The sequence below is a fragment of the Desulfogranum mediterraneum DSM 13871 genome, from assembly GCF_000429965.1.
Classification (GTDB): domain Bacteria; phylum Desulfobacterota; class Desulfobulbia; order Desulfobulbales; family Desulfobulbaceae; genus Desulfogranum; species Desulfogranum mediterraneum.
This window is the reverse complement of record NZ_KE387005.1, coordinates 98,637-121,861: the sequence shown is the minus strand read 5'-3', so window position 1 is coordinate 121,861 and position 23,225 is coordinate 98,637. Positions and strand designations below refer to the sequence as shown.

The 23,225-nt window shown below is 58.0% G+C and carries 27 protein-coding genes; all 27 read right to left on the bottom strand.

Features of this window, described 5'->3' with window-relative positions; translation table 11 throughout:
* Positions 1–2: 2 nt before the first annotated feature.
* The 27 genes from flgK to G494_RS24215 all read right to left on the bottom strand — a co-directional run bounded on the left by flgK (position 3) and on the right by G494_RS24215 (position 23,211).
* Positions 3–1,415, bottom strand: coding sequence for a flagellar hook-associated protein FlgK (gene flgK / locus G494_RS0117210; RefSeq protein ID WP_028585502.1), 1,413 nt, complete (start codon positions 1,413–1,415; stop codon positions 3–5).
* A 405-nt stretch (positions 1,416–1,820) separates the two neighbouring features.
* Complete coding sequence (locus tag G494_RS0117200; RefSeq protein WP_028585501.1) at positions 1,821–2,174, bottom strand: flagellar protein FlgN; 354 nt, start codon at positions 2,172–2,174, stop codon at positions 1,821–1,823.
* Positions 2,175–2,179: 5 nt separating this feature from the next.
* Positions 2,180–2,464, bottom strand: coding sequence for a flagellar biosynthesis anti-sigma factor FlgM (flgM, locus tag G494_RS0117195; protein ID WP_028585500.1), 285 nt, complete (start codon positions 2,462–2,464; stop codon positions 2,180–2,182).
* Positions 2,465–2,488: 24 nt separating this feature from the next.
* Positions 2,489–3,055 carry a hypothetical protein gene (locus G494_RS0117190; protein ID WP_028585499.1) on the bottom strand — a complete coding sequence of 189 codons (567 nt, stop codon included), beginning with the start codon at positions 3,053–3,055 and terminating at the stop codon, positions 2,489–2,491.
* A gap of 138 nt (positions 3,056–3,193) precedes the next feature.
* Positions 3,194–3,520, bottom strand: coding sequence for a rod-binding protein (locus G494_RS24230; RefSeq protein ID WP_051305819.1), 327 nt, complete (start codon positions 3,518–3,520; stop codon positions 3,194–3,196).
* 19 nt (positions 3,521–3,539) lie between these two features.
* On the bottom strand, positions 3,540–4,664 hold the full coding sequence (locus G494_RS0117180) for a flagellar basal body P-ring protein FlgI (RefSeq protein WP_028585498.1): 1,125 nt from the start codon (positions 4,662–4,664) through the stop codon (positions 3,540–3,542).
* Positions 4,665–4,683: 19 nt separating this feature from the next.
* Positions 4,684–5,454: a flagellar basal body L-ring protein FlgH gene (locus G494_RS0117175; RefSeq protein ID WP_084457041.1), complete on the bottom strand. Its 771-nt coding sequence runs from the start codon at positions 5,452–5,454 to the stop codon at positions 4,684–4,686.
* Between the two features lies 1 nt (position 5,455).
* Positions 5,456–6,487 (bottom strand): flagellar basal body P-ring formation chaperone FlgA, encoded by a 1,032-nt coding sequence (gene flgA / locus G494_RS0117170; RefSeq protein WP_161630010.1) that lies wholly within the window; start codon positions 6,485–6,487, stop codon positions 5,456–5,458.
* Between the two features lie 9 nt (positions 6,488–6,496).
* Positions 6,497–7,276 (bottom strand): flagellar basal-body rod protein FlgG, encoded by a 780-nt coding sequence (flgG, locus tag G494_RS0117165; protein ID WP_028585495.1) that lies wholly within the window; start codon positions 7,274–7,276, stop codon positions 6,497–6,499.
* Positions 7,277–7,317: 41 nt separating this feature from the next.
* A complete protein-coding gene (flgF, locus tag G494_RS0117160; RefSeq protein ID WP_028585494.1) occupies positions 7,318–8,055 on the bottom strand; it encodes a flagellar basal-body rod protein FlgF in 738 nt (245 codons plus the stop codon).
* 92 nt (positions 8,056–8,147) lie between these two features.
* Positions 8,148–8,570: a hypothetical protein gene (locus G494_RS0117155; protein WP_028585493.1), complete on the bottom strand. Its 423-nt coding sequence runs from the start codon at positions 8,568–8,570 to the stop codon at positions 8,148–8,150.
* Positions 8,571–8,638: 68 nt separating this feature from the next.
* The gene (locus G494_RS0117150) at positions 8,639–9,370 is read right to left on the bottom strand and encodes a FliA/WhiG family RNA polymerase sigma factor (RefSeq protein WP_028585492.1); all 732 of its coding nucleotides are present in this window, start codon (positions 9,368–9,370) and stop codon (positions 8,639–8,641) included.
* Between the two features lie 24 nt (positions 9,371–9,394).
* On the bottom strand, positions 9,395–10,162 hold the full coding sequence (locus G494_RS24225; RefSeq protein WP_153305930.1) for a MinD/ParA family protein: 768 nt from the start codon (positions 10,160–10,162) through the stop codon (positions 9,395–9,397).
* Positions 10,163–10,279: 117 nt separating this feature from the next.
* Complete coding sequence (gene flhF, locus G494_RS0117140; protein WP_084457039.1) at positions 10,280–11,593, bottom strand: flagellar biosynthesis protein FlhF; 1,314 nt, start codon at positions 11,591–11,593, stop codon at positions 10,280–10,282.
* Positions 11,583–13,685: a flagellar biosynthesis protein FlhA gene (gene flhA, locus G494_RS0117135; protein WP_035247279.1), complete on the bottom strand. Its 2,103-nt coding sequence runs from the start codon at positions 13,683–13,685 to the stop codon at positions 11,583–11,585. Before flhA ends, flhF begins: the two co-directional genes overlap by 11 nt.
* A complete protein-coding gene (gene flhB, locus G494_RS0117130) occupies positions 13,686–14,756 on the bottom strand; it encodes a flagellar biosynthesis protein FlhB (RefSeq protein ID WP_028585489.1) in 1,071 nt (356 codons plus the stop codon).
* A gap of 150 nt (positions 14,757–14,906) precedes the next feature.
* Positions 14,907–15,692 carry a flagellar biosynthetic protein FliR gene (gene fliR / locus G494_RS0117125; RefSeq protein WP_028585488.1) on the bottom strand — a complete coding sequence of 262 codons (786 nt, stop codon included), beginning with the start codon at positions 15,690–15,692 and terminating at the stop codon, positions 14,907–14,909.
* A 30-nt stretch (positions 15,693–15,722) separates the two neighbouring features.
* Positions 15,723–15,992 (bottom strand): flagellar biosynthesis protein FliQ, encoded by a 270-nt coding sequence (gene fliQ / locus G494_RS0117120; protein ID WP_028585487.1) that lies wholly within the window; start codon positions 15,990–15,992, stop codon positions 15,723–15,725.
* 29 nt (positions 15,993–16,021) lie between these two features.
* Entirely contained in the window at positions 16,022–16,762 is a 741-nt protein-coding gene (gene fliP / locus G494_RS0117115) for a flagellar type III secretion system pore protein FliP (RefSeq protein ID WP_028585486.1), read from the bottom strand.
* On the bottom strand, positions 16,759–17,130 hold the full coding sequence (locus G494_RS24220) for a flagellar biosynthetic protein FliO (protein WP_051305818.1): 372 nt from the start codon (positions 17,128–17,130) through the stop codon (positions 16,759–16,761). The genes fliP and G494_RS24220 overlap by 4 nt, the downstream gene beginning before the upstream one ends.
* Before the next feature lie 4 nt (positions 17,131–17,134).
* Positions 17,135–17,515, bottom strand: coding sequence for a flagellar motor switch protein FliN (gene fliN, locus G494_RS0117105; protein ID WP_028585485.1), 381 nt, complete (start codon positions 17,513–17,515; stop codon positions 17,135–17,137).
* Positions 17,502–18,530: a flagellar motor switch protein FliM gene (locus G494_RS0117100; protein ID WP_028585484.1), complete on the bottom strand. Its 1,029-nt coding sequence runs from the start codon at positions 18,528–18,530 to the stop codon at positions 17,502–17,504. The genes fliN and G494_RS0117100 overlap by 14 nt, the downstream gene beginning before the upstream one ends.
* A 5-nt stretch (positions 18,531–18,535) precedes the next feature.
* Complete coding sequence (locus G494_RS0117095) at positions 18,536–19,042, bottom strand: flagellar basal body-associated FliL family protein (RefSeq protein ID WP_028585483.1); 507 nt, start codon at positions 19,040–19,042, stop codon at positions 18,536–18,538.
* 59 nt (positions 19,043–19,101) lie between these two features.
* Positions 19,102–19,848: an OmpA/MotB family protein gene (locus G494_RS0117090; protein ID WP_028585482.1), complete on the bottom strand. Its 747-nt coding sequence runs from the start codon at positions 19,846–19,848 to the stop codon at positions 19,102–19,104.
* 15 nt (positions 19,849–19,863) lie between these two features.
* On the bottom strand, positions 19,864–20,628 hold the full coding sequence (locus G494_RS0117085; protein ID WP_028585481.1) for a motility protein A: 765 nt from the start codon (positions 20,626–20,628) through the stop codon (positions 19,864–19,866).
* 405 nt (positions 20,629–21,033) lie between these two features.
* A complete protein-coding gene (locus G494_RS0117080; RefSeq protein WP_028585480.1) occupies positions 21,034–22,311 on the bottom strand; it encodes a flagellar hook protein FlgE in 1,278 nt (425 codons plus the stop codon).
* A gap of 72 nt (positions 22,312–22,383) precedes the next feature.
* Positions 22,384–23,211, bottom strand: a complete 828-nt coding sequence (locus G494_RS24215) for a flagellar hook assembly protein FlgD (protein WP_084457037.1) — start codon at positions 23,209–23,211, stop codon at positions 22,384–22,386.
* Positions 23,212–23,225 lie beyond the last annotated feature (14 nt).

The window sequence follows — 23,225 nt, the reverse complement described above, 5'->3', positions numbered from 1 at the left end:
GCTTATCCTTTCAACTGGAGGAGTGCGTTCATCATCTCGTCCACGGTGGAGAGAAATTTAGCAGAGGATTCAAAGCCCCGCTGGTACTGGATAAGATCGATCATCTCTTCTTCCAGGGAGACCCCGGAAAAGCCGTCACGGAGATTCTGGAGCTGGACCTTGGCATCCTCGGCCCCCTTGAGGGCCAGATTGTTGCGGTTGGCCTCGATGCCGACTCTGGAGACCATCTTGGAAAAGAAGGCATCGTAATTGTCGGTGGTACCGCTCACCTGGTGGCTGGTCTCCAGGGCGGCGATCTCCAGGGCGATACCGTTATCTCCGGCAGCGGCTGTGTCGAGTTTCGCCGCCGCCACATAGCGGCTGTCGCTGAAGGCGACCTCAATGGAGCGGCTCGGGCGTATCCCCGGAGGAAGGGCGGTGATATCGTTGAAGAAGAGTTGGCCGGTGGCCGGCAGGCCGGTGCCCGGATCGATGAAATATCCGTCGTCGTGGAGGTCGTTGACCGATGAGGTCAGATCCACGGCCAGGGTGTCCAGGTCGTTGTGGAGGCCGTCGATGAAGACATCGCGGATCTCATACATTCCGCGGAAGGAGCCGCCCAACTCCTCTCTGCTGATATCCCGGGTAACCCCGGCGATCTCCAACTGCAGGTCCACATCGGTGCCGGTGGTGACGGTCTTGATGGTCATGGCCGTATCCCCCTGGACCAGGGGCAGGCCTCCGGGGAGCTGAACCGCCAGCATGCCGCGGTTGTCGGTATAGGTCTGCACCCCCAGGGTCTCGGAGAGGTCCTGGACGATCAGGTCCCGCTGGTCACGGGCGGCGTTGGCGCTCTGGCCGGAGATCTCCACCTGGCGGATCCGGTCGTTGAGTCGGGCCACCTCGGCGATCTTCTCGTTCAAGGCAGAGACGCCGCCGATGATCTCGGTATTGATATTTTCGGTGATGGTGTTGAGTTCATCGGAGAGCTGGCGGAAGTTGTCGCCCAGCAGCTGACCGCGCTGCATCACGATATCCCGCTCCACCTGGCCGCTGGGATTGGTGGTTAACTCCTGCCAGGCGTCAAAGAATTTATCGACCTCTGTGGCCAGGTTGTCCTCAGAGACGTTGAAGAGGCGCTCCAGTTCAGCCAGGGGGTTGGAGCGTCCCTGTTCTTCGCCGTAGGCAATAAAGGATTCCTGGAGCTGACGGCTGACAAAGGAACTGTAATCGCGACTCACATCCGAGACACTGACCCCCTGGCCAATGAAAAAGTCCCCGAAGTTCACCGCCGGGATCTGGATGAGCTCTGCCCGCTGCCGTGAGTACCCCGCAGTGTTGACGTTGGCAACATTGTTGCCGACGATCTCGATGGATTTCTGGTTGGTACTCAGGCTGGTTTTGCCGGCGTTCAGGGCATCAAGAAGTCCTGCCATAATACGTTCCTGGTAAAGAGTGAAAAGAGCGGCTCCCAAAGAGCACTCAAGGCAATCTGCCTTGTACTGTTGATCTGCTCTTCTTATCGGCTGGAGAGGGGGGGGAATTTAGCTTGAATTTAAGACGGATCCTGTGGCCGCTAGATGCAGGCCCTTAGGTCCCCGGGCCATCGGGATGGCGGCGGGCGGAGCTGACAGGGAAGGCGAGTGACGATCGTGGCGAAGGCAGGGGGAGCTTGACAGGCAGAGGTCTCTCGGCTGCCGCCCTTTTTGGGGTCAGGGGTACAGCTTGGTCAGGGGGTACAGCTCGGTCAGGATGAGGGCCTGGCTGCAGGAGAAGCTGGGGCCTTATCCGGCGGAGGCGCCGAAGCTGGCGGAGATGGGCAGGCAGGGGGAGGGCAGGGCTTAAATCCTGCCCGAGAGGAGGCGACCGTTGACAGGGGTGTTGCTGACGGCACCTGTCTGGCCATAGGTGGTGGGTACGGTCTTGCGGCCGAAAAATTCCATGGTGGACTGAATCCAGTTCAGGGTCGCCCTGAAGAGAAAGGCATTCCGACGGTTTTCTTCATGGATCTCCCGGGCCAGCGCCTGCTCTTCCGGATCAAGGGTCTTGATCACCTGGAGGGTCTGGATAAGGGCCTCTTTTTGGGCCATATCGTTGGCCATGGCCTGGAGGTCGAGTTGCCTGGCATGTTCACGTTCGTTGCGGATGGTATCGCGCAACTGGGTTAGGAGTTCCCGAACGGTCTCGCGGGTCATGATGATCACCCTTCCACTAAAAATTTCAACAGGCTGGAGGCCACCTTGTCCAGATCCGGCTTATAGCTGCCGTTGGCGACCTGGGCTTTGAGTTCCGCTACCCGATCGGCACGCTGGCTGGCCTCAACACTGCTGGCCTGAACCTCGCTGGCACCCTTGAGTGTCGAGGAAAAAGAGGCTCCCTGGGTTTCGCCGCTCTTGCCGCTCTTCTGGGCTTCACCAGGACGGTTGGTCTTGTTGATCCCGCCGACCTGACCCATGTTGTTGATTCCAAAAAATTCCACAGTCATCTCATCCACCTGTAGGTTCTATTTTCAGACAACCATCTCAGATTCAGACACCCAACTGTCCAGTTTTTCCATTACTGCGTCATAGGTTGCGTAGGAGATATCCGGCAACCAGCCGCCAAAGGCCTCAAGGGCCTCGTTGAAGCCTTGATCGATGCCCTCTTTGATGGCATCAAGACGGGAGGTGTCTCCACCGGCAACTCCAACCGCGAATTGGAAAATACGATCAGATGTCTGTTCTACACCAAAGTATCCGTCGTCGGCAACGAGTTCTTCTGCCTCTTCCGGACTGATGGCGGCGATATCCAAGGGAGTCTCGGCCACCATGATCTTAGTGTTAATACCCTGTTCTTTCAGCAGGTTGGCTACCAGGTTCTGCAGCAGACCATACTTTTTGCCTTCTCCGCCGACAAGCTGCATGTCGCTGGAGTAGGTAAGCGCAGAGGTCGATGTGCCTTCTATGCTCAGCGATTCAGTAACATCGCTTGGCCGGCCCTCTTCAATCCTGCCAACAGCATGGTTGATTTCAAGGCGAGCGCTATGCTGGCTGTACATCGAGCCGTTGATCTGGTTGTGGCTGATATTATGTAACATTGTCCTGCCTCCCTGCAGCGTGGGCAACCGGTCCGTGGTTGCTGGTACAGAATATATTTCTTTCTGTTATCTTTCTTTTCGGTGGGGAGCAGAAAAATCTTAATAGAAAAAAACGTTTTTTTTAAAAAAAGATCAGAGCTACGCTTTTTTATCTTCTGGAGCCAGTTGCCTCTCCATGCTTTGATAGATTTGCTCTGCCAGGCCCAGGCTCTGCTGGCTGGCCATATGTGAGGCCAGCTCGCTGTCCAGCATCTCCTCGTACAGCTTCTCGCCATTGGATTTGGGGAAGAGGGTGCCTTCGGGCACGGTTTTGCGCATGGCCTTGATCATGGACTGGATAAAGATGGCTTCAAAATCCTGGCTGGATTTTTTCAGTGACTCATGATCCCGGGTGGAGAGGGCCGAGGGTGTTTTCGGTTCCATGGTCGTCTGGATGATGGTCGCAGGGTCCAGTTGTGTTCTCATAGTCATGTCCGGGTAGAGGTTAAAGGATGACCAGTTCGCCCTGGAGGGCGCCGGCAGCCTTGATGGCCTGAAAGATGGCGATCAGGTCCCTGGGGGTGGCGCCGATGGCGTTGAGGGCCTTGGCGATTTCCCCGATATTTACCCCCATCTCCATCACCACCAGGTTGCCCTCCTCTTCGATGGTCTCGATGGTGGTCTGGGGGGCGGCCACGGTGTCGCCCCCTGCCAGGGGGTTGGGTTGGGAGACCTCGATGGATTCGGAGATGATCAGGTTGAGGTTGCCGTGGGAGACGGCCACCGTGGAGATGCGCACATCCTGGCCCATGACAATGGTGCCGGTGCGCTCGTTGACCACGATCCGTGCCGGGGTGTCGGGCTCGATATCGATGCTTTCCAACTCGGCGATAAACTGGACCAGGCTGCCCGGGTAGTCCGGGGGCCTGTTCACCCGGACCGAGGCCGCGTCCTGGGAGCTGGCCGTAGACGGACCAAAGCGCTGGTTCACCGCTGTCACCATTCTGGCGGCTGTGGTGAAGTCGATCTCCTTGAGCTGGAAGAGGAGCTCCCCGTTTTTCGGCAGGCTGAAGTTGACGCTTCGCTCAACAATAGCGCCTCCGGCAACACGACCGGCCGTGGGAAAGTTCTTCTGCACCTTGGCCGCCTTGCCGCCAAAGGAAAGACCACCCACGGCCATGGGCCCCTGGGCGACCGCATAGGTTCGGCCATCGGGTCCCTTGAGGGGGGTCATCAGCAGGTTGCCGCCGGAAAGGCTGGAGGCATCACCGATGGAGGAGACGTGGATATCGATGGTGGATCCGGGCTTGGCAAAGGGCGGCAGTTGGGCCGTGACCATGACCGCGGCCACATTCTTGGTCTTCATCTGGTTGAAGACATCCGGAGTCAGGGCCATGCCCATCCGCTTGATCATGTTGATCATGGCCTGGCGGGTAAAGACCGACTTCTTGATATCATCGCCTGTACCGTTGAGGCCGATGACGATGCCGTAGCCCATCAGTTGGTTTTCCCGCACCCCCTGGATATTGGCGATATCCTTGATCCGGGCAGCCTCTGCTGTAAAGGAGCAGCAGAGGAAGAGCAGCAGGCTCAGGATGAGGGTGCGGGTGATCCCCACGGTTCTGGTCATGGTCTTCTCCTCTGTTCGGCTAGAATGGCCAGGCATTGTCAAGGATCCGCATCAGCCAGCCGGGTTTCTGCTTGTCCGAGATCGCGCCCTTGCCGGTATAGGCGATCTGGGCGTTGAGGATATTTCCCGAATCAACGGTGTTGGCTGCGGTGATGTCATAGCCCCGGACAATGCCGGTGAGGTAGATGATCTGGCTCTCGTTGTTGACCATCACCGATTTACCGCCCCGGATCTTCATGTTGCCGTTGGGATAGACCTCGATCACCTGGGTGGTCAGGGTGGCCACCAGGTCTTCGGAGCGGGTGGTCTTGCCGCTGCCCTTGAACTCGTTGGAAAAGTTGGCAGATACCAGGGAGGCCATATCCAGGTTGGGGTTGTTGGCCTCAAAGACCTTCTCGTAGCCAAAGAGCTTGGGGATGCCGGCGGTCATGCTGGTGTCACGGTCAGATTCGGTGGTGGCCTCCTTGGAGGCGCTGGCCTTTTCCTGGATGATGACGGTGACGATATCGCCCACATTGCGGGCCTTGATGTCGGCCAGCCAGTTGCCCTCGTCACCGGTCCAGAGGGTACCTGGAGACTGGGGCCGGGGGGTCGCGACCATGGGTTTTTCCAGGGGCTCTGGTATCTCCACCACCTTCTGGTCTGGTTTGCTGCAGCCTGCTTGGGCCACCAGGGCCAGGAGCAGCATGGGGATCACGAGCGACCGGCAGGGGGTGGCCAACGGCTGAAAGGGGTGGCTTAAACGAACTAAACGAGCTAAGCGAATTAAACGAGCTAAACGATGATGCATATCAAAACTCCACAGAGACCATGCCAGGTGCCATGACCCGGGCGTAAATCAGTTTGTTCGAGCTGATATTTTTCACCCGGATGACCTGGCCCTGTTTGCCGTCGGCCTTGGCGATGCCCCTGGTGGTGATCCGCAGGGCCCCCTTGCCGGCCAGGATCTTGACCAGCTCTCCCTCCCGGATGACCGGCGGCAGCAGCAGCTCATCGGCCCTGAGTGGACGGCCCGCGCTCAGGGTCCGCCCAGCCTGTCTGCCGACAGCCTGGTCCAGGGCAAAGAGCGGATGGCTGAGTTTCAAGGTATTCTTCTTCACCAGGCTGAGCTGTCCGGCCTGAATGATGGCGCCCCGCTGGATGGATTCCCGTGCCACCACCACCTCGCTCAGGGCCTCGACCCGGCCACGGACCGTACAGTTATGGGCCGGCTCGCCGTTGACCTTGAAGAAGATCGAAAAGCTGGAGCTGTCCTCTATCCTTGGCCGGGAAGGGGTGATCTTCCAGCTCAGCTCACCATAGGGCAGGAGCAGCTTCTCCGGAGCACGCAGGGAGGTGAAGCGGATCTCGCCAGGGGGCAGTTCCCGGCGGTGTTCCTCCAGGTAGCCGAGAATAAGTTCTTGCAGCTGAGCCCGGCTGACCCTGATGCCCTGTCGTCGGACCTCCACCGTTGTACTGCCCTGCCAGTGTACCCCGGCAGTTTGGGGTGCATTCCTCAGGGCAGCAATGATCGAGGGCGTGCGCAGCTGTTTGCTGCCGCCAGGGGGCGGAGCAGCGGCAACCACCATTTGCCCCAGCGCCAGGGTGGTTTCATCATCCGGGGTGATGACGGCAATATCGGCCAGGGTGATTTTTGCTGCGATTACCGGGGCCTGCTCCTGGAAGGTAACGCTGGTCGCCGTGGATGATGCAGCTGCAGCCTGGGAGGGCATGGCGCCCGGCCAGAGGCTGAGGCTCAGTGCGCTCAACAGCAAGAGTAATGCCCCTATCGCCCCCTTGGCCTGTCCCTGGAGGGAGCTTGAACAAAAGATCCTACTCTTCAAGGGAGCCATCTATAAGTTGGTTACCGTCTGCATCATCTGATCTGCGGTGGAGACGACCTTGGAGTTGACCTCAAAGGCACGCTGGGCCGTGATCATGTGGGCCAGTTCCTCCACCAGGTTGACGTTGGAGTTTTCGACAAAGCCCTGGAGCAGCTGACCATAGCCATCGGAGCCCGGGGTGCCGATGGTGGCGGTTCCCGAGGATTCGGTCTCTCGAAAGAGGTTACGGCCGATGGCCACCAGGCCGGCGTCGTTGATAAAGGTGGCCAGATCGATGTTGCCCAGCTCCGTTGATTCGGTATCATCGTCGAGGATGGCGCTGACCACCCCGGTTTCGCTGATGGTGATCTGATTGGCACCTTCCGGGATGACGATCTCCGGCTGGAGCGGATAGCCGTCCGAGGTGGTCATCCGGCCGTCGCCGTCCAGCTTGAAGTTGCCGGCCCGGGTATAGGCGGTGTTGCCGTTGGGCAGGTCGACCTGGAAGAATCCCTTCCCTTCAATGGCCACATCCAACTCGTTGTCGGTCTGAATCAGATCGCCCTCGGTAAAGACCTTTGCCACGGCAGCGGTCTTCACCCCCAGGCCCACCTGGATGCCGGTGGGTGATTTGGTGTCGTCCGAGGTGGGGCTGCCCGGGACCTTCATGATCTGGTAGAGCAGATCCTGGAAGTCGGCGCGGCTTCGCTTGAAACCGGAGGTGGAGACATTGGCCAGGTTGTTGGCAATGACATCCATGTTCAGATTTTGGGCCGACATACCGGTGGTTGCTGTCCAAAGAGATCGCATGTTTTACCTCGTGGGCGTTGAAAGGTTCTCAGCAAGAGCAATCAGCCCAGGGAGCCGAGTTCATCCTGTTTGTCACTCAGTCGTGAATAATTTTCCAGGGCCTTGAGATGGGCCTCAAATTTTCGCTGGGTATTGATCATCAAGGCCATCTCCTCCATCATGTTGACATTGGAGGTCTCCAGGCTGCCCTGGACCAGCCTGAACTCTTCCTTGGCCTGGGATGCTGCCTCCGGGGCAAGGCGGAAACGGCTCTGCCCGGCCGGCTTCAGCTGGCTCTGGTCGGCGACGGTGAACACCTGGAAGCGCACCCCGGCATCGACCCCATCGATTGAGACCAGGCCGTTGTCATCGATGGAGATCTGTTTCCCCTGGGCCTCAAGGAGTTGCAGGGGTTGGTTGCCGGCACCGAGCAGCTGGTAGCCTTCAGGGGTCTTGATCATCCCGTTTTCGTCGAGCTTGAAGTGGCCGGCGCGGCTGTAGAGGGTCTCTGCGCCGGCCTGGATCTTGAAAAAGCCCTCACCGTTGATGGCCAGGTCAAGATCGCGACCGGTTTCCTGGAGACCTCCCTGGTCGAAGTTGGTGCCAATGGTCCGGATCCGGGAGTAGTTGAGGCCCCCTGCCTCGCCGACCTGGCGGGTGCCGCGGAGAATGGCCTCAAAGCTGACCTTGTTTTTCTTGAATCCGCTGCTGTTGACATTGGCCAGGTTGGCGGCGATGTTGTCTAAGGCCTGCTCCCGTGCCACTGCCCCGCTGAGGGCGCTGTATTTTCCTGAAACCATGGTTGCCTTGGGTTGAGTAAGGGGTAGCTCTCTATCTCTTTCGGTGTCTGCTGCCGGTTTCTTAAACACTCTTTCCCGGCCTGGGTGACGGTTCAGTTGCCGGACCGCTCGGCCTCGGCCATGGAGCGGAGGGTCATGAGTTGGGAGGCCTCAATCCTGGAGATTCCGAGGATGGAGGCGATCTCCTCCTTGTCCAGGCCCCGGGAGATCAGCTTGTTGAGAATGGTATATTTCTCCGGTGGCGGTTGATGGGCACGGGTCTGTCGCTGTAAGCGGGGGAACTGCAGCTCGGTGGTCAGGCTGGCCTGGGCCAGTGATTTTGCAAAGGAGTGGTGCTCAGGGGCGGCCGGCTGCCCGCCGAGGGCGCGGTCCAGCTTGGCCTGGAGTTGTTTGATCCGCTCGTCTTCACCCTGTCTGCTGTGGGGCCGGGCCTTGCCTAAGAGGATCATGACGATCAGGCTGAGGCAGAAGCCGAGCAGGGTGGAGCAGAGAACAACGGCGATGTGGGTGGTCATGGTCTCTCCTGGTACGAGTGGGGCAGAGGGCAAAAATAATATCCCTCCCAGCTTTTTCTATGCATTTTTTATGCCCAGGCCGCCGAGTTGAGGAGCTTTACCTTCAGTTTGAGCAGGGCCTGGCTATGGAGTTGGGAAACCCGGCCCTCGGACACACTGATCACCTCTGCGATTTCTTTCTGGGTCAGCTCCTCGTAGTAGTAGAGGGCGATCACCAGTCGTTCTTTTTCCGAGAGCTCTTCCAGGATGTCGGCCAGGAGATAGCTCAACTCCTCCTTTTCTATCCGCTCCATGGGGGCTGGTCCGGCCATGTCTTCCAGGGAATCGAGAAAGTTCCGTCCCTCCGGACTGTGATCCAGGGTCTCGTGGAGGCTGACGCAACCGAGATGACTGACTTGATTGAGCATGGTGTGATACTCCTCCAGGCTGATGTTCATGGCAGCGGCCATCTCATCCTCCTCCGGAGAACGGCCCAGTTGCCGCTCCAGGCGGAGCATGGTCTGAGTGAGACGGCTCTGTTTGTCGCGCATGGACCTGGAGAACCAGTCCATCTTCCGCATTTCATCCAGGATGGCGCCCCGCATCCGATATTCGGCAAAGGTCCGGAATTTGACACCCTTGGCGTGGTCAAAGCGGTTGGCCGCATCGGTGAGTCCTACCATGGCGGCACTGGTCATGTCCTCCCTGGTCATGAAGGAGGGCACCTGGGAAACCATACGTTGGACCACCAGTTCAACCAGGGAGAGGTGGTCCCTGATCATCTGGGAGCGATCATCGAGTGGCGGTACCGGTGGATACATGGAGATAAGGGTCCCTCTGGTTGTTTATTTGGAGCCGAAATCAAGCAGCCGTTTCCAGAAAAACTGGATAGAGCCCTTGGGCTCGATGGACTGGGGCTCCTGCATGATGCTCCGGGCCAGGGCTGCAAAGGCACTGCTGGTTTTTGAGTCCGGGTAGAGTTCGACCATCACCTGCTGTTTGCGGATGGCGTCGATCATCATCTTGTCCCGGGGGATGGAGCCGATATAGTCAATGGAGATGTCCAGATAGCGGTTGGCCACCATGGTCAGTTTACGGTAGACATCCAGGGCCTCTTCTTCGTTTTTGATAAAGTTGACGATCAGGTTGAAATGCTTCTCATGGTACTGGGTGGAGAGCAGCTTCATCAGGGCATAGGCATCGGTGATGGCCGTGGGCTCGGGGGTGGTTACCACCAGAATCTCGTGGGCTGCGGTGTTGAAGTAGGTGACATTTTCAGAGATGCCCGCCTCGGTATCGATGAGCACAAAGTCAAAGTCATTGTGCATGGCATCCAGTGCCTCCAACAGCCGCATCTTTTCGTTGGCACTCAGCCGGGTAAAGCGCTGTACCCCTGAACCTGCAGGCAGGATCTTGATGCCCATGGGACCTTCGACCAGGATGTCGTCCAGTTCCTGTTCTTCGGCAAAGAAATGGTTGAGATTGTAGCCCGGTGCCAGACCAAAGACCACATCTATGTTGGCCAGACCGAGATCTGCGTCCAGGATCAGGACCCGCTTGCCCATCCGGGCAAGGAGGACGGCCACATTGGCGACCACAGCGGTCTTGCCCACGCCTCCCTTGCCGCTGGTAACGGCAAAGACGCGGGTGGCCCGGGATGAGGGGGGGGGGCAGGTGGTGGATTCATTGCCCTCAGGGTATCAGCCTGGTCTAAAGGGCGCGCTGGGTGATCAGCCATTATTCGGGTTCCTGTGATCGTTTGCGATAAAATCTGCGACAACAGCCGGGTTGGGGGCGATGATGTCCTCCGGAACCCTTTGGCCGTTGGTGAGATAGGAAATAGGGGTGTGGTGGGCGCTGTGAATATTTAAGATGACTCCCAGTTGCTCACACTCGTCAAGCTTGCTGAAAAGAAAGGTGCTGATTGGTAGTATGCTGAAATTGTTAATGGTATCATGAAGTTCTCGTTCCCTTGTGGTGGCGGAGAGCAGCAGATGGTTGGAGATGTTGTGCTGGGGGCGGAGGAAGGCGGCCATCTCTTCCAGATCGCCTCGGTTCCTGGGGCTTCTGCCTGCCGTATCCACCAGGATCAGGTCATAGTCCTGGAATCTTTCCAGCGCCTGGTCCAGGTCTTCTGGTTTGATCACCACCTCCACCGGCAGACGCATGATCTCTCCATAGACCTTGAGCTGCTCCACGGCGGCAATCCGATAGGTATCGATGGTGATCAGGGCGATCCTGCCGCCAAAGCGGCTGAGGTAGTTGGCCGCCATCTTGGCTATGGTGGTGGTCTTGCCAACCCCGGTGGGGCCCACCAGGCTGATCCGTTGCTGCTCTCGGATCTTGGTGTGGAGAAGCTTCTGGGTGGTGATCATCCTGGCAATGACCCCCTTGACCACGGAGTGGAGGTCAAGCTCCTTGCCGCTGCCGGCTGAATAGAGGATCTCATCCGCCTGGGCGGCAACGGCGGCCTGGGTGGCCTGGTTGAGACCGTACTCCTCCAGCATCCCCAGCAGGGGATGGTTGCCTTGAGCCGGCCTGCCGGGAACGGTAAAGTCGGGCTTGACCGAGGCCTTGGCCGGCGCAGCCTGGGGCTGGAGCGAAGAGATCTGGCGGGTGAGTCCGTTCAGGGTATCCTTGAGGCCTGCAATTTCGCTCTTGAGCTGGGCCGTTTCTCCGGAGCTCCGTTCGTTGCTGGCTTCATCCCGGGCTGCCGGTGGCTCCCAGAGGGTCTCGTAGCTCAGTTCGTCTCTGGCTGCGGCCGGTTCGCTCCTGCCTGTGAGCGCAGCAGAGGCGAACTGTCTCCTGGCTGGGGCAGGGAGCGGTGAAGCGTGTTGAGGCATTGAGGTGGCTGGGGAGACGGGCTCTTCCTGGAAGCCCTTGTCGATGGCAGCGGTAATTTCCAGCACCGGTTTACTCATCAGGCCAAGCTTGCCCTTGCGGATGGTCCGGGTGGAGAGGATCAGGGCATCCGGGCCAAAGGTCTCCTTGACCTGCTTGAGACCGCTGGCCATGTCTGTCGCTTCAAAAACCTTAACTTGCATTGATGTTTACCGTTCCCACGGACTGAATGTTGACATTGGTGGTGATTTCATTGTGTGAGAGTACGGCCAGATTGGGAAAGTACCGTTCAGTCAGACGGCGCACATGGGGTCGGATCTGGGGGATAACCAGTAATGCGGGCTGCTGTCCGCCGGGGTAGTTGCTGATCAGGTTGCTGAGGCTGTCCAGGATCTGTTGACCGACAGCGGGATCCAGGGCCAGGTAGCTGCCATGTTCCCGATGCTGGACCGCGGACTGGATGGTCTCCTCCACCTGCCGGTCCATGGTGATCACCGCCATGGTGCCGTCACCCTGGGTATGGGCGGCGGAGATGGAGCGGGACAGGGCATGGCGGACATATTCGGTGAGCACGTCAGTATCCTGGGTCATGGGTGCATAGTCGGCCATGGTCTCGAGGATGGAGCGCAGGTCCCGGATGGAGACCCCTTCACGCAGCAGGTTCTGGAGGACCCGCATGATAGAGCCCAGGTTGAGGATGTTGGGCACCAGCTCTTCCACCAGTTTGGGATAGGTCCTGGCCAGGTTGTCGATCAGGTTCTGGGACTCCTGGCGTCCCAGGAGCTCGTGGGCATGCTGCTTGATGACCTCGCTGATATGGGTGGCGATCACCGTGGTGCAGTCCACCACGGTGTAGCCGGCGATCTGGGCCTGTTCCCGCTTGTCTTCGGTGATCCAGATGGCCGGCAGCTGGAAGGCAGGCTCCTGGGTGGGGATCCCCTTGATGGTCTCGGTCACCATGCCCGGATCCATGGCCATGAAGTAGCCGGGCATCATCTCGGCGCTGGCGATCTGGACCCCCTTGAGACTGATGGTGTACTGATTGGGGTTGAGCTGGAGGTTATCCTTGATATGTACCGGCGGGACAATGAAACCCGAGGTGATGGCAAACTGTTTCCGGATGGATTGGATCCGCTGGAGCAGCTCACCGTCCTGGGCAGCGTCGACAAAGGGGATCAGGCCGTAGCCGACCTCAAATTCGATCAGGTCCACATTGAGCATCTGTTCGTAATCTTCATCAGGTTGGACCGTGGGTTCAGGCTGTTCGATCAGGGTCTCGGCCAGTTGCTTCTCACGCTCTGCCTTGTCGATCCGGTAGGCGGTGAAGGCCAGGCCGGAGGCAATGACCAGAAAGGGAAAAAAGGGCAGGCCGGGGATCAGGGCAAAGCCCAGCAGGATCGCTGCCACCACCCAGAGGGCCTTGGAGTATCTGGTGAACTGGGTCTTCAGCTCTGAACCGAAATCATCCCGACCGGCAGAGCGGGTGACCAGCATACCGGCGGCAGTGGAGATGATCAGGGCCGGGACCTGCCCAACCAGGCCGTCACCGATGGTGAGGATGGTATAGTTCTGCGCCGCTTCAGCCATGGGCATCCCCTTTTGGAGCACCCCGATGATGAAACCGGCGCCGATGTTGATCAGGGTAATGATGATCCCGGCAATGGCATCTCCGCGGACAAACTTGGAGGCACCGTCCATGGCCCCGTGGAAGTTGGCCTCGTTGGAGATATCTTCGCGCCGTTGTTTGGCCGTGGCCTCATCGATCAGACCGGCATTGAGGTCCGCATCGATGGCCATCTGCTTGCCGGGCATGGCGTCCAGGGTGAAGCGGGCGGCAACCTCGGCAATCCGGCCGGCACCCTTGGTGATGACGATGAAGTTGATGATCACCAGGATGATGAAGATGACCAGACCCACCACATAGGAGCCGCCGACCACGAACTGGCCAAAGGCCTGGATCACCGAACCTGCTGCCCCCATGCCCTCGTGGCCGTGGAGCAGGATCAGACGGGTTGAGGCCACGTTCAGGGAGAGCCGAAACAGGGTGGTGGCCAGGAGGATGGAGGGGAAGATGGAAAACTCCACCGCCCGCTGGGTGTAGAGGCTGATGATCAGGATCAGCATGGCCAGGGTGATATTAAAGGAGAGGCAGAGATCCAGGACCAGCGGCGGCAGGGGGATGATCATCAAGGCCAGAATACCCACCAGTCCCAGGGAGGCGAAGATGTCACTCCGTTGGAGGATTGCCTCCAGGTTCGTGGCGCTGATGAGGTTTCGGGGCTTGGCTGTTTCCATTTATCTCGAGGTCTTTTTTAAAGAATAGACATAGGCAAGGATTTCTGCCACCGCCTTGAACATTTCTTCCGGGATGGCCTGGCCGATCTCAACTTTTTTATGCAATAATCTTGCCACTGGCGGGTTCTCCACCAGGGGGATCTCGTGTTCCCGAGCCAGCTCCCGGATCTTGCCGGCAACGATCTCCTGGCCTTTGGCGACCACCTCCGGGGCCTCCATGGCGCTGGGATCATACTTAATGGCCACCGCAATCCGGGTGGGATTGGTGATCACCACGTCGGCCTCGGGTACGGCCTCCATCATCCTGCTCCGGGCCAGCTGCTGTTGGATGGCACGGATTTTTGACTTGATGTGGGGGTCACCCTCGGTCTCCTTCATCTCCTCCTTCTGTTCCTGTTTGGTCATCTTCATCTTCTCTTCCATCTCCCAGCGGACAAAGCCAAAATCCAGTGCTGCCAGAAAGATCATGATCGCCACGGCCTTGGCCATGACCAGGGCAGCGGTGGTGCCCAGGTAGCTGAGGGTTGCACTGAGCTCCATTTGACCGAGGACCAGTGCCTTCTCAAACTCACCCCTCACGGTCTGGTACGCGACCCAGCCGATGAGGAGGACCTTGCTCAGGGACTTGATCAGCTCAACCAGGGACTTCTTCGAGAAAAAACGTCCCATTCCCTTGATGGGATCAAGCTTGCTCAGGTCAGGGGTCAGCGGCTGGCCGGTGAAGAGCCAGCCGATCTGGAGGAAGGTCGAGAAGAAGCCGATCACCATGGCCAGGAGAAAGAGCGGGCTCAGCAGCAGGCCCAGGTTTTTGGCCAGAAAGTAGGAGAGTTGCATGATCGATGGCGGGGTGATGGCGTAGCTTCCGCTGTTTTTCCAGACCGCGATGATCACCTCCTCGATCCGGGAGAAAAAAATCGGGGCATAAAAGAGCCAGAAGAGGAGCAGGATGGTGAACAGGGCAGCGGTCTGCACCTCCCTACTCTGGGCTACCTGCCCCTTTTTCCGGAAATCTTCGCGTCTTTTTGCCGAAGGCGATTCTGTGCGTTCGCCGCTGGAGGTGTCCTCTGCCATGAAATCTCTGCGTGATTATGGGGGGATAGCTTCGTCGATGTCTCGCCTTCTTTCATGCAAACAATGCACCGGCTTGTACTTTTTTTTCTGGCAGAGCGTTGGAGCGGATCTTGTCGCCTTCCGGCTCAAGCTTGGGGCCGCCAGTTGTCCCTAGGGTAGACGCAGGAGGGTGAAGAGCTGGATGATGTTGTTCATCATGGTGTCAAATTCACGACGCAGGATCAGCAGCACGATGTTGAGAGTCAAACCAATGACCAGGAAGGCGATGCCGATGTTCATGGGAAAGGAGAGCATGAAGACGTTGAGCTGGGGAAAGACCCTGGCCAGGATACCCAGGACCAGGTTGGAGATCAGCAGCAGGGAGAGGATGGGGGCACTGAACTTAACCCCCAGGATAAACATCTCGCTGGCCAGTTCCATCAGCCTGGGGATGGCCTCCCCAGAGAGATTGAGGCCCCCGGGAGGGAGGAGTATGTAGGACTCCAGGATGGCATGGAAGAAAAAGTAGTGGATATCCAGGGAGAGAAAGATCAACAGGGAGAGAATATTGATAAATTGGCTCATCAAGGAGAGCTGTTGGGTGGTCTGGGGATCGAAGATGTTGGCTGCGGCAAAACCCATCTGGTAGCCGATGATGCTTCCGCCCAGGCCCACTCCGGCAAAGATGAGCTGGGCGACCAGGCCCAGAAGTGCCCCCAGGAGGACCTCGTTCACCAAAAGGAGTCCTAATTCCAGGATGGAACCGACGGGTTTTGGCGTATAGGGAGCCATCAGGGGAAAGAGGAGCAGGGCGGTGATCACGGCGATTCCCACCTTGATCCGCCCGGCCAGCTGGCTGCCACCGAAAACCGGGATCGCGGCTATCAGGGCAATGACCCTGGAGAGACAGATCAGAAAGTCCTGAAACTGCCCAAGGGGAATGAGTTGAAGGTCCATGCGTGACCGGGCGTCCCAGGGCCTGAGAACTTAGCGGCCGACCGTGGCGATGCCGGTGATCACGCCGGTGGTAAAGGTGATCAGCAGGTTCATGATCCAGGGGCCAAAGATCAACAGGGCGATGAAGACGGCAACGATCTTGGGGATAAAGGTCATGGTCTGCTCATTGATCTGGGTGGCAGCCTGAAAGATGGAGATCACCAGGCCGACCACCATCGCTATAATGAGCATGGGGGCTGCGGCAAGCAGGATGGTTTCAACGGCCTTTCGACCGATGTGGATCACAGACTCAGGGGTCATGGTCTTCTCGTGTTTTTTCAGCCCGGCGGTCAGCCGAAACTGCTCATCAGGGATCCCACCACCAGTTGCCAGCCATCCACCAGCACAAAGAGGAGGAGCTTGAAGGGGAGGGAGATAATAATCGGGGGCAGCATCATCATTCCCATGGACATCAGCACCGAGGCCACCAGCATGTCGATCACCAGGAAGGGAACATAGATGAGAAATCCCATCTGAAAGGCCCGCTTCAGCTCCGAGAGCATGAAGGCCGGGATCAGGATCATGGTGGAGATATCTTCTCTGTCTTCGGGTTGCGGTTCTTTGGTGAGATCTATGAAGAGTTGGAGTTCCCCCTCCTGTACCTGGCTGAACATAAAGTCACGCATGGTCTCCACCGCCTGGTTCAGGGCCTGTTGTTGGCTGATTTGCTGCTCCATATAGGGCTGCAGGGCGGTGTTGTTGATGGTGTTCAAGACCGGTGCCATCACGAACAGGGTCAAAAAGAGGGCCATGCCGAGGATGACCTGATTGGGCGGCGTGTTCTGGGTGCCCATGGCCTGGCGGACAAATCCCAGAACAATGACAATCCTGGTAAAGGCGGTGGTCATCAGCAGGATTGCCGGGGCAACGGAGAGGACGGTGAGGACAAAGAGGACCTGCAGACCGGTGGAGACCTCTTCCGGACTGGTAGCCTCGGTGACTCCCAGGCTCAGGGTGGGCAGGTTGACCGCTGCCGCGTTCTGGGCAAGCAGGAGCAGAGCTGCCATCGCTAGGAGGGCTTTGCCGTTCATGGCTGCTCGTCCAGGTGTTGCTGAAAGTCTTTTCGAGGCTCGGTCGCGGCTCGGTCCCACTGGCTGAGCAGCTGGACACCGTTGTTGCTGACAGCCACCAGCAGTTCTCGACCGTGGACCTCAATCAGGGCCAGGCTGTTTCTATGCATCACCGGCTTGACCTCAAGGATGGTGATCGCCTTGCCCTGGAGGGAACCGGGGAGCAGTTTCCTTTTAACCAGCCCATAGAGGATCAGGATCAGGCCGATGACCAGCAACAGGGCCCAGCTGGTCTTCAGCAGCATCGCCCCCATGGAGGGGGCATCGGCAGCGAGCGCTGTACAGGGGGTCAGGAGCAGGCCAAGGCTGAGGGGGAGGCGAGGGGACATGATCTTAACCCAGTTTTTCCAACCGATCCAGTTGACTGACCACCTCGGTGAGCTTAATGCCGAATTTTTCTCCCACCTTCACCGCCTCTCCCCGGGCAATGAGCCGGGAGTTGACATAGAGGTCCAGAGGTTCTCCGGCATGTTTGTCCAGCTCCACCACGTAGCCTTCCCCCATCTGGAGCAGGTCCTTGAGCAGGATTTTGGTTCTTCCCACCTCCACAGAGACCTGGAGCGGTACATCGAAGAGGAACTCCAGGCCCCTCTGCTGTCCTCCGGGGGAGGGCTGCTGAGCAGCCCTGGAGGGGGTTTCCTCCAGCAGTTCGGCGGTCTCTTCCGGGTTGAGGGTGTTGGGGGCCGCTGAAGAGGGGTGCTCAGGTGTTGCCATGGGATTCTCCATAGGTGCTGCTGTTGTATTGATTGGTAATGTGAAAGGCCTTCTTGCCGTCCCTCTCTCCCGGAATGGCAAGGAACTTGGGCTGATCTTCAACAATGATGTCCACGGGCCGGTCCGGATCGTAACCGAGATCAAGGATATCTCCCGCCTGCAGCTGGAGGATCTCTCGAATCGTCATCTCGATCAGGCCGGATCTGGCAATGACCGTGGCCTCCATCTCCATGGCCTCGCGGATAAAGACCTTGCTCCAGCTGTAGGCTGCCTGGGTGATGGTGACCATCTCCTTGAAGGCCTCGCGGAAGGGTTCTACGGTGAGGTAGGGGATGATGAAGCGCATCTCTCCGGCCTGTTCGCCGCCGACGCTGACCTGAAAACTGGCCACCAGGACCTCTGCCTCGGCATCGACGATATTGACCAGGCGGAAGTTGTTTTCGATCTTGGTGAGGCTGGGGTTCATCTGGGTGATGGGGTTGAAGGCCTTGCGCAGGTCCTGGGCAATGGACATCATGGTGTTCTTGAGGATACTGATTTCAATGGTGGTCAGGTTCCGGTTTAAGGTGACGGATTCACTGGACACCGATGAACCCAACATGATTTCCAGGAGGGTAAAGGCCATGAAGGTGTCAAAGTGAAAGAGACAGCCGTATTTGAGGGGGTCGGTGCTGAAGATACCAACGGCCCCCTGATTGTTGAGATCCAGCAGGCTCTGCTGAAAGGTGGTGGAGTTGAGTTCGGCTCGTTCCACGGTAAAGGAGCGCTGGAGGGTGTTGGTCAGGCTGGTGCCGAAGTTCCTGGCGAACATATCAATGATGATATCGAAGTTCGGTATCCGGGCTTCTCCGCTGGCAGCGGCGCGCTGATAGGTTTGAAAGAGATCGAGCTCCTTTGCCTGAAGAAATCTCGGGGCCTGGCTGGTGCCGCCTTCAACGGTATCTGTGGAGATCTCTCCGCTTTTGATCGCTGTAAGCAGATCAGCGATTTCATCTTTGCTGAGGATAGGCTCCATAACCGTTACTGGACCACAAAATCGGTGAGATAGATGTTTTTCACCTTGCCCGACTGTAGGAAGGAGTTCAGCTTGCTCTTCAATTCGGCCTTGACCTGCTTCTTGCCCTGGAGATCCTGGAGCTCTTCAAAGGTCTTGTTGCCGATCAGCAGCAGCACCGCATCGCGGATCTGGGGCATCCGTTTGTTCGCCTCCTCCATGACCTGTTCGTTGCTGAGCTCCAGGGTGAGGGAGGCCTTTACATAGTGGGCCGAGTCATTGCCGATGATGTTGACGATGAACTCTTCGATGTTGACCATGGGGCCGATCTCGGCATCGTCCAGTGCCGGTTGGATCATTTCAACCTGTTCGTTGGCCTCCTCTTCCGGGGGCGGATCTTTTTTGAGAAAAAGAAAATAGGCAGCCGCTCCTGCTCCAATGAGCAGGATGACGGCCGCTGCAATGATGATAATGAGTTTCTTCTTTCCCCCGCCATTTTCTTCCGGGGCTTCTGCGGCGTTGTCTTGTGCCATAATGTCCTATCCTTGACGATATTATCCCGATGTCTATCCTTGACGACGGTATACCGAGGTTAAAAGGGAATGGGGCTGACCGGTCGATTGAATTGATCGACCTTACGGTTACTCTTGAGAATAAAATCAACCCTTCTGTTTTTTTGCCGGTTTTCTTCGCTGGTGTTGGGGGACACCGGCCGGGTATCCCCATAGCCAACTGCGGCCATGCGATCAATGGAAAAGATCTCGCCCCGATTGTAAAAGCGCATCACCGAGACTGCCCGGTCCACCGAGAGGTCCCAGTTGGTCATAGAGGGGCGCGCGATCGGGGTATCGTCGGTGTGGCCTTCAATCCGGATGGTCATGGGCAGGGGACGGACGATGTCGGCAATTTTCCGCAGCATTGGGTAGGAAGAGGGGTTTAAGCTGGTCTTGCCCTTGTCAAAGAGGATCGAGTCGTGGATGCGGAGCACGATGGAATCATTATCCTTTTCAATGGCCTCCACCTGATCCATGAGTTTGGTCATCTCCAGGTCATTCTTCACCCGTTTGAAATAGGTCATCTTGGTTTCTCTGGGGATGGGGGTGAATTCAGCCTTGGGCGGTGATTGAATCACCGGAATGGTATACTGTTTGGGCGCTGCCGTGGTTCGCCAGCCAAAGGTATCCTTGATGGAGGTCTTGGCCTGGACAAACTTGACCGGGTCCATGCTGGCCATGGAGAGGAGCAAGACAAAAAAGGTCAGCAGAAGGGTGACCAGGTCACTGAAGGTCACCATCCAGAGTGGAGCACCCAGGGGGCATTCTTCTTGTTTTTTTGCCATGGAGCTTCCGGTATCCTATTGAAAGACAGATTCTCTGAGTTTCGGGGCAATATAGGCGTGGAGTTTTTGTTCCATCACCCGGGGGTTTTCGCCGGAAAGGATCGATTCCATGCCTTCCACGATAACGGTTTTTTGGAGCAGCTCGGTTTTTGAACGTGTCTTCAGCTTCCCTGCCATGGGATTGAATAAAATATTGGCCAGAACCGCCCCGTAAAAGGTGGTGAGCAGGGCCACGGCCATGGCCGGACCGATGGAGGAGGGGTCGCTCATGTTCTGGAGCATCTGGACCAGACCGATCAGGGTGCCGACCATTCCCATTGCCGGCGAGATGGTTCCCAGGGAGGTGAATATTTCAGCCCCGCCGCTATGACGTTCCTGGATGTAGTCAATCTCGGTATTGAGCATGGCCTTCAGATCGTCCGGCTCCTGTCCGTCCACGGCCATCTGCAGCGCCTTGACCAGAAATTGGTCTTCTACGGTATCTATGGCGCCCTGGAGGGAGAGGATCCCCTCTTTTCGGGCCTTGTTGGCAAACTCCATCAACTGGGCGATGAGTTCGTTGGTGTTGGCCTCCTTGATGAGGACGGTCTTTTTCGCCACTCCGATGGCACTGATCACATCGCCCAGGGGAAAGTTGATCAGGGCGACCCCGGCGGTCCCGCCAAAAACAATAAGCATTGAAGCGACATCGATAAACATGCCCAGGCCGCCACCCTGGAGGATGGCCATGAGCATCAGGCCAAATGCCGCTACAATTCCTATTATGGTTGCAATATCCACGTGTTGATTCCTGAGAGGAGAAATTTGCTGAAGAGTTGGTACCCTGGCTCAAAGTGTACCTAAATTCAGGGATAATGACAAGATGCAAAAAGGACGCCAGGGGAATTGGAACAGGCGAGAGGGGAGAGGGGGGGGCGAGCCAGGGGAGCGGCTCCACAGGCAGCTGTCCTGGGGGATGATCAGGACACTATATCAGGGGCTTAGCTGCTCTGCTTTCTGATGGTTCTGCCCGGTTCGATCCGGTCCAGCGCTGAGGGGTGTTTTTTTTCATTAAACCAGGTTGATATCTTCTCTTGACCGGCAGCTTGGAGGCGAGCTGGGAGCTGCTCCTTTCAGGGGTTCAGCCAGGAGGCCGCCTGTCCCGATCCGAGGCAGGCGGCGTGAAGTCAGAAAATTGACAGCAACTTAGCGTTTGAGGTTGATCAGCTCGCCCAACATCTCGTCCACCGTGGAGATGATCTTGGAGTTGGCCTGAAATCCGCGCTGGGTGGTGATCATCTTGACAAACTCCTGGCCCATATCCACGTTGGACTGTTCCAGGGAGTTGGTAAAGATTTTCCCCAGTTCCGGGCCGGGCAGTCCTATCCGGATGGTACCGGACTCTTCGGTGGCAGCGTACTGGTTGGAACCGGCCAGGGAGAGTCCTCCGGGATTCTGGAACTTGGCCAGGACCAGCTGGGCGATCTTGACCTCTTCGCCGTTGGAGTAGGAGGCGACCACGATGCCGTCGCCGTCAATGGCCACGTTGGTCAACTCGCCGGCACCATAGCCGTCCTGGTTCTGGCCGATCACCACCGAGGCCGAGTCAAACTGGGTACAGTCAAAGGTGAGGTCGATCACCTGGTTGAGATCTGAACCGTTTCCCCAGTCCGCGATGGTTATGGCAGAGACCAGGGGCGGGTCGGCCTCGCCGGTGGGGTTGCCGTCGCCGTCGGTGTCCAGGAGGCCTTTGCCGTCAAAGGCCAGCTTGTCGGGGAGGGCGACCGCGGCCCCCCCGTCAACGGCATAGGCCATTCCCCAGGTGTTGGTCGCGGTGTCCTCCAGCCGCCAGTAGACCGAGACCAGGTGGGGCTCTCCCAGGGAATCAAAGACCTGGCTGGAGGCGGTGTAGTTGTAGGTAGCGGGGAGGGCGGCATCGATGGCGCCCACGCCGAGTTCGTCGGAGTTGGCGTCCAGGTTGGTGGTGTAGGTCAGCTCGCCGGTGGGCTTGGCCTCGATCAGGCCGACATTGGTGACCTGGATGTTGCCGGGATCGCCCGGGAGTAGGACACCGGCATCGTCAAAGGCCTTGCCCTGGACAATGAAGTTCTCCGGATTGACCAGGTAGCCCTCCTCGTTGAAGCGGAAGGCGCCGGCCCTGGTGTAGTACATGGACTCGTTGGCCAGTTCGCTGACCACAAAGAAGCCTTCGCCCTCGATGGCCACATCGGTGTCTGAGTTGGTGGTTTCAAAGGTGCCCTGGCTGAAGATGTTATCAATGGTGGAGAGGCCTACCCCGCGTCCGACCTGGGAGGTGCCGCCGGAGCCGAAGACATTGCTGGATAAGAGGTCTGAGAAGACCGAACGGGCGCCTTTAAAACCGAGGGTATTGGTGTTGGCAAGGTTATTACCGATGACGCTCATGGCTTGGGAGTTGGTGTTGAGTCCGCTTACTCCGCTGAACATTGCACTCTGGATGCCCATTGCAACCTCCTGGGTGGTGAGAAAAGATGGATAATTGTCGTTTGTATACAGGGTGGAAAACAGGGTCGAAGATCAGGCGGTATCCGTCTCCTCTTCAGTTCCCTCTTTCGTACCCTCAATTATCCCCGCGCCATCCTTTGCTGCAGAGATTGCCTTGTCTGTTGTTGTTGCTCCATCTGCCTGGTCCCCACCTTCCGTTGGTTGGTCCTTGGCACTGTCTGATTGTTGGCTGGTGTCAAAGGCGCCTTGAATGGCGTCGATGCTGAATTCGCCTGAGGCCGTTACCAGCATGGGTGCGGCCCCCTCCAGGTTGACTCCGGTGACCTGGGTACGCACCAGCGGAGTGACCGTTGCCTTGCTGGCCTTGTCCTCGGTCTGTACCTGGGCCGTTACCGTGTAGCTGCCCGGGGGCAAGGGGTTTCCCTCGCGGTCCAGGCCGTTCCAGCTGATGGAATGGTTGCCCTCCTTGAGGTTCTCTCCCTGAAGGGTGGCCACGGTGGCGCCTGAGCTGTTTTTGATCTGCAGCTCAAGCCCGCTCACCTGGCCCTTGACCTTGTAACCGATCTCCACCGGGCTGCTCCCCAGGTTGAGCTTGGAGCCCTCCACCAGGACCTCTTTACCGATCAGGGAGAGGGCCGAGATCCGTTGCGAGTTATTCTGGGCGTCTGCCAGCTGCTCCATGGAGCTGTTGAGGCTAAAGAGCTGCTCCAGTTGGCTGTACTGGGCCAGTTGGGCCGTGAACTCGGTGGCATCCGTTGGATTGAGCGGGTCCTGGTTCTTGAGCTGGGCAACCAGCAGGGTTAAGAATTGCTCCTGGCCAAGGGCGTCTTTCTTCTTGTCTGCTGTGGTTGCAGGGGTCGTTGTCGCCTGCGGACTGGTTATTCCAGGAATCTCTGCCATGATACTTATCCTCT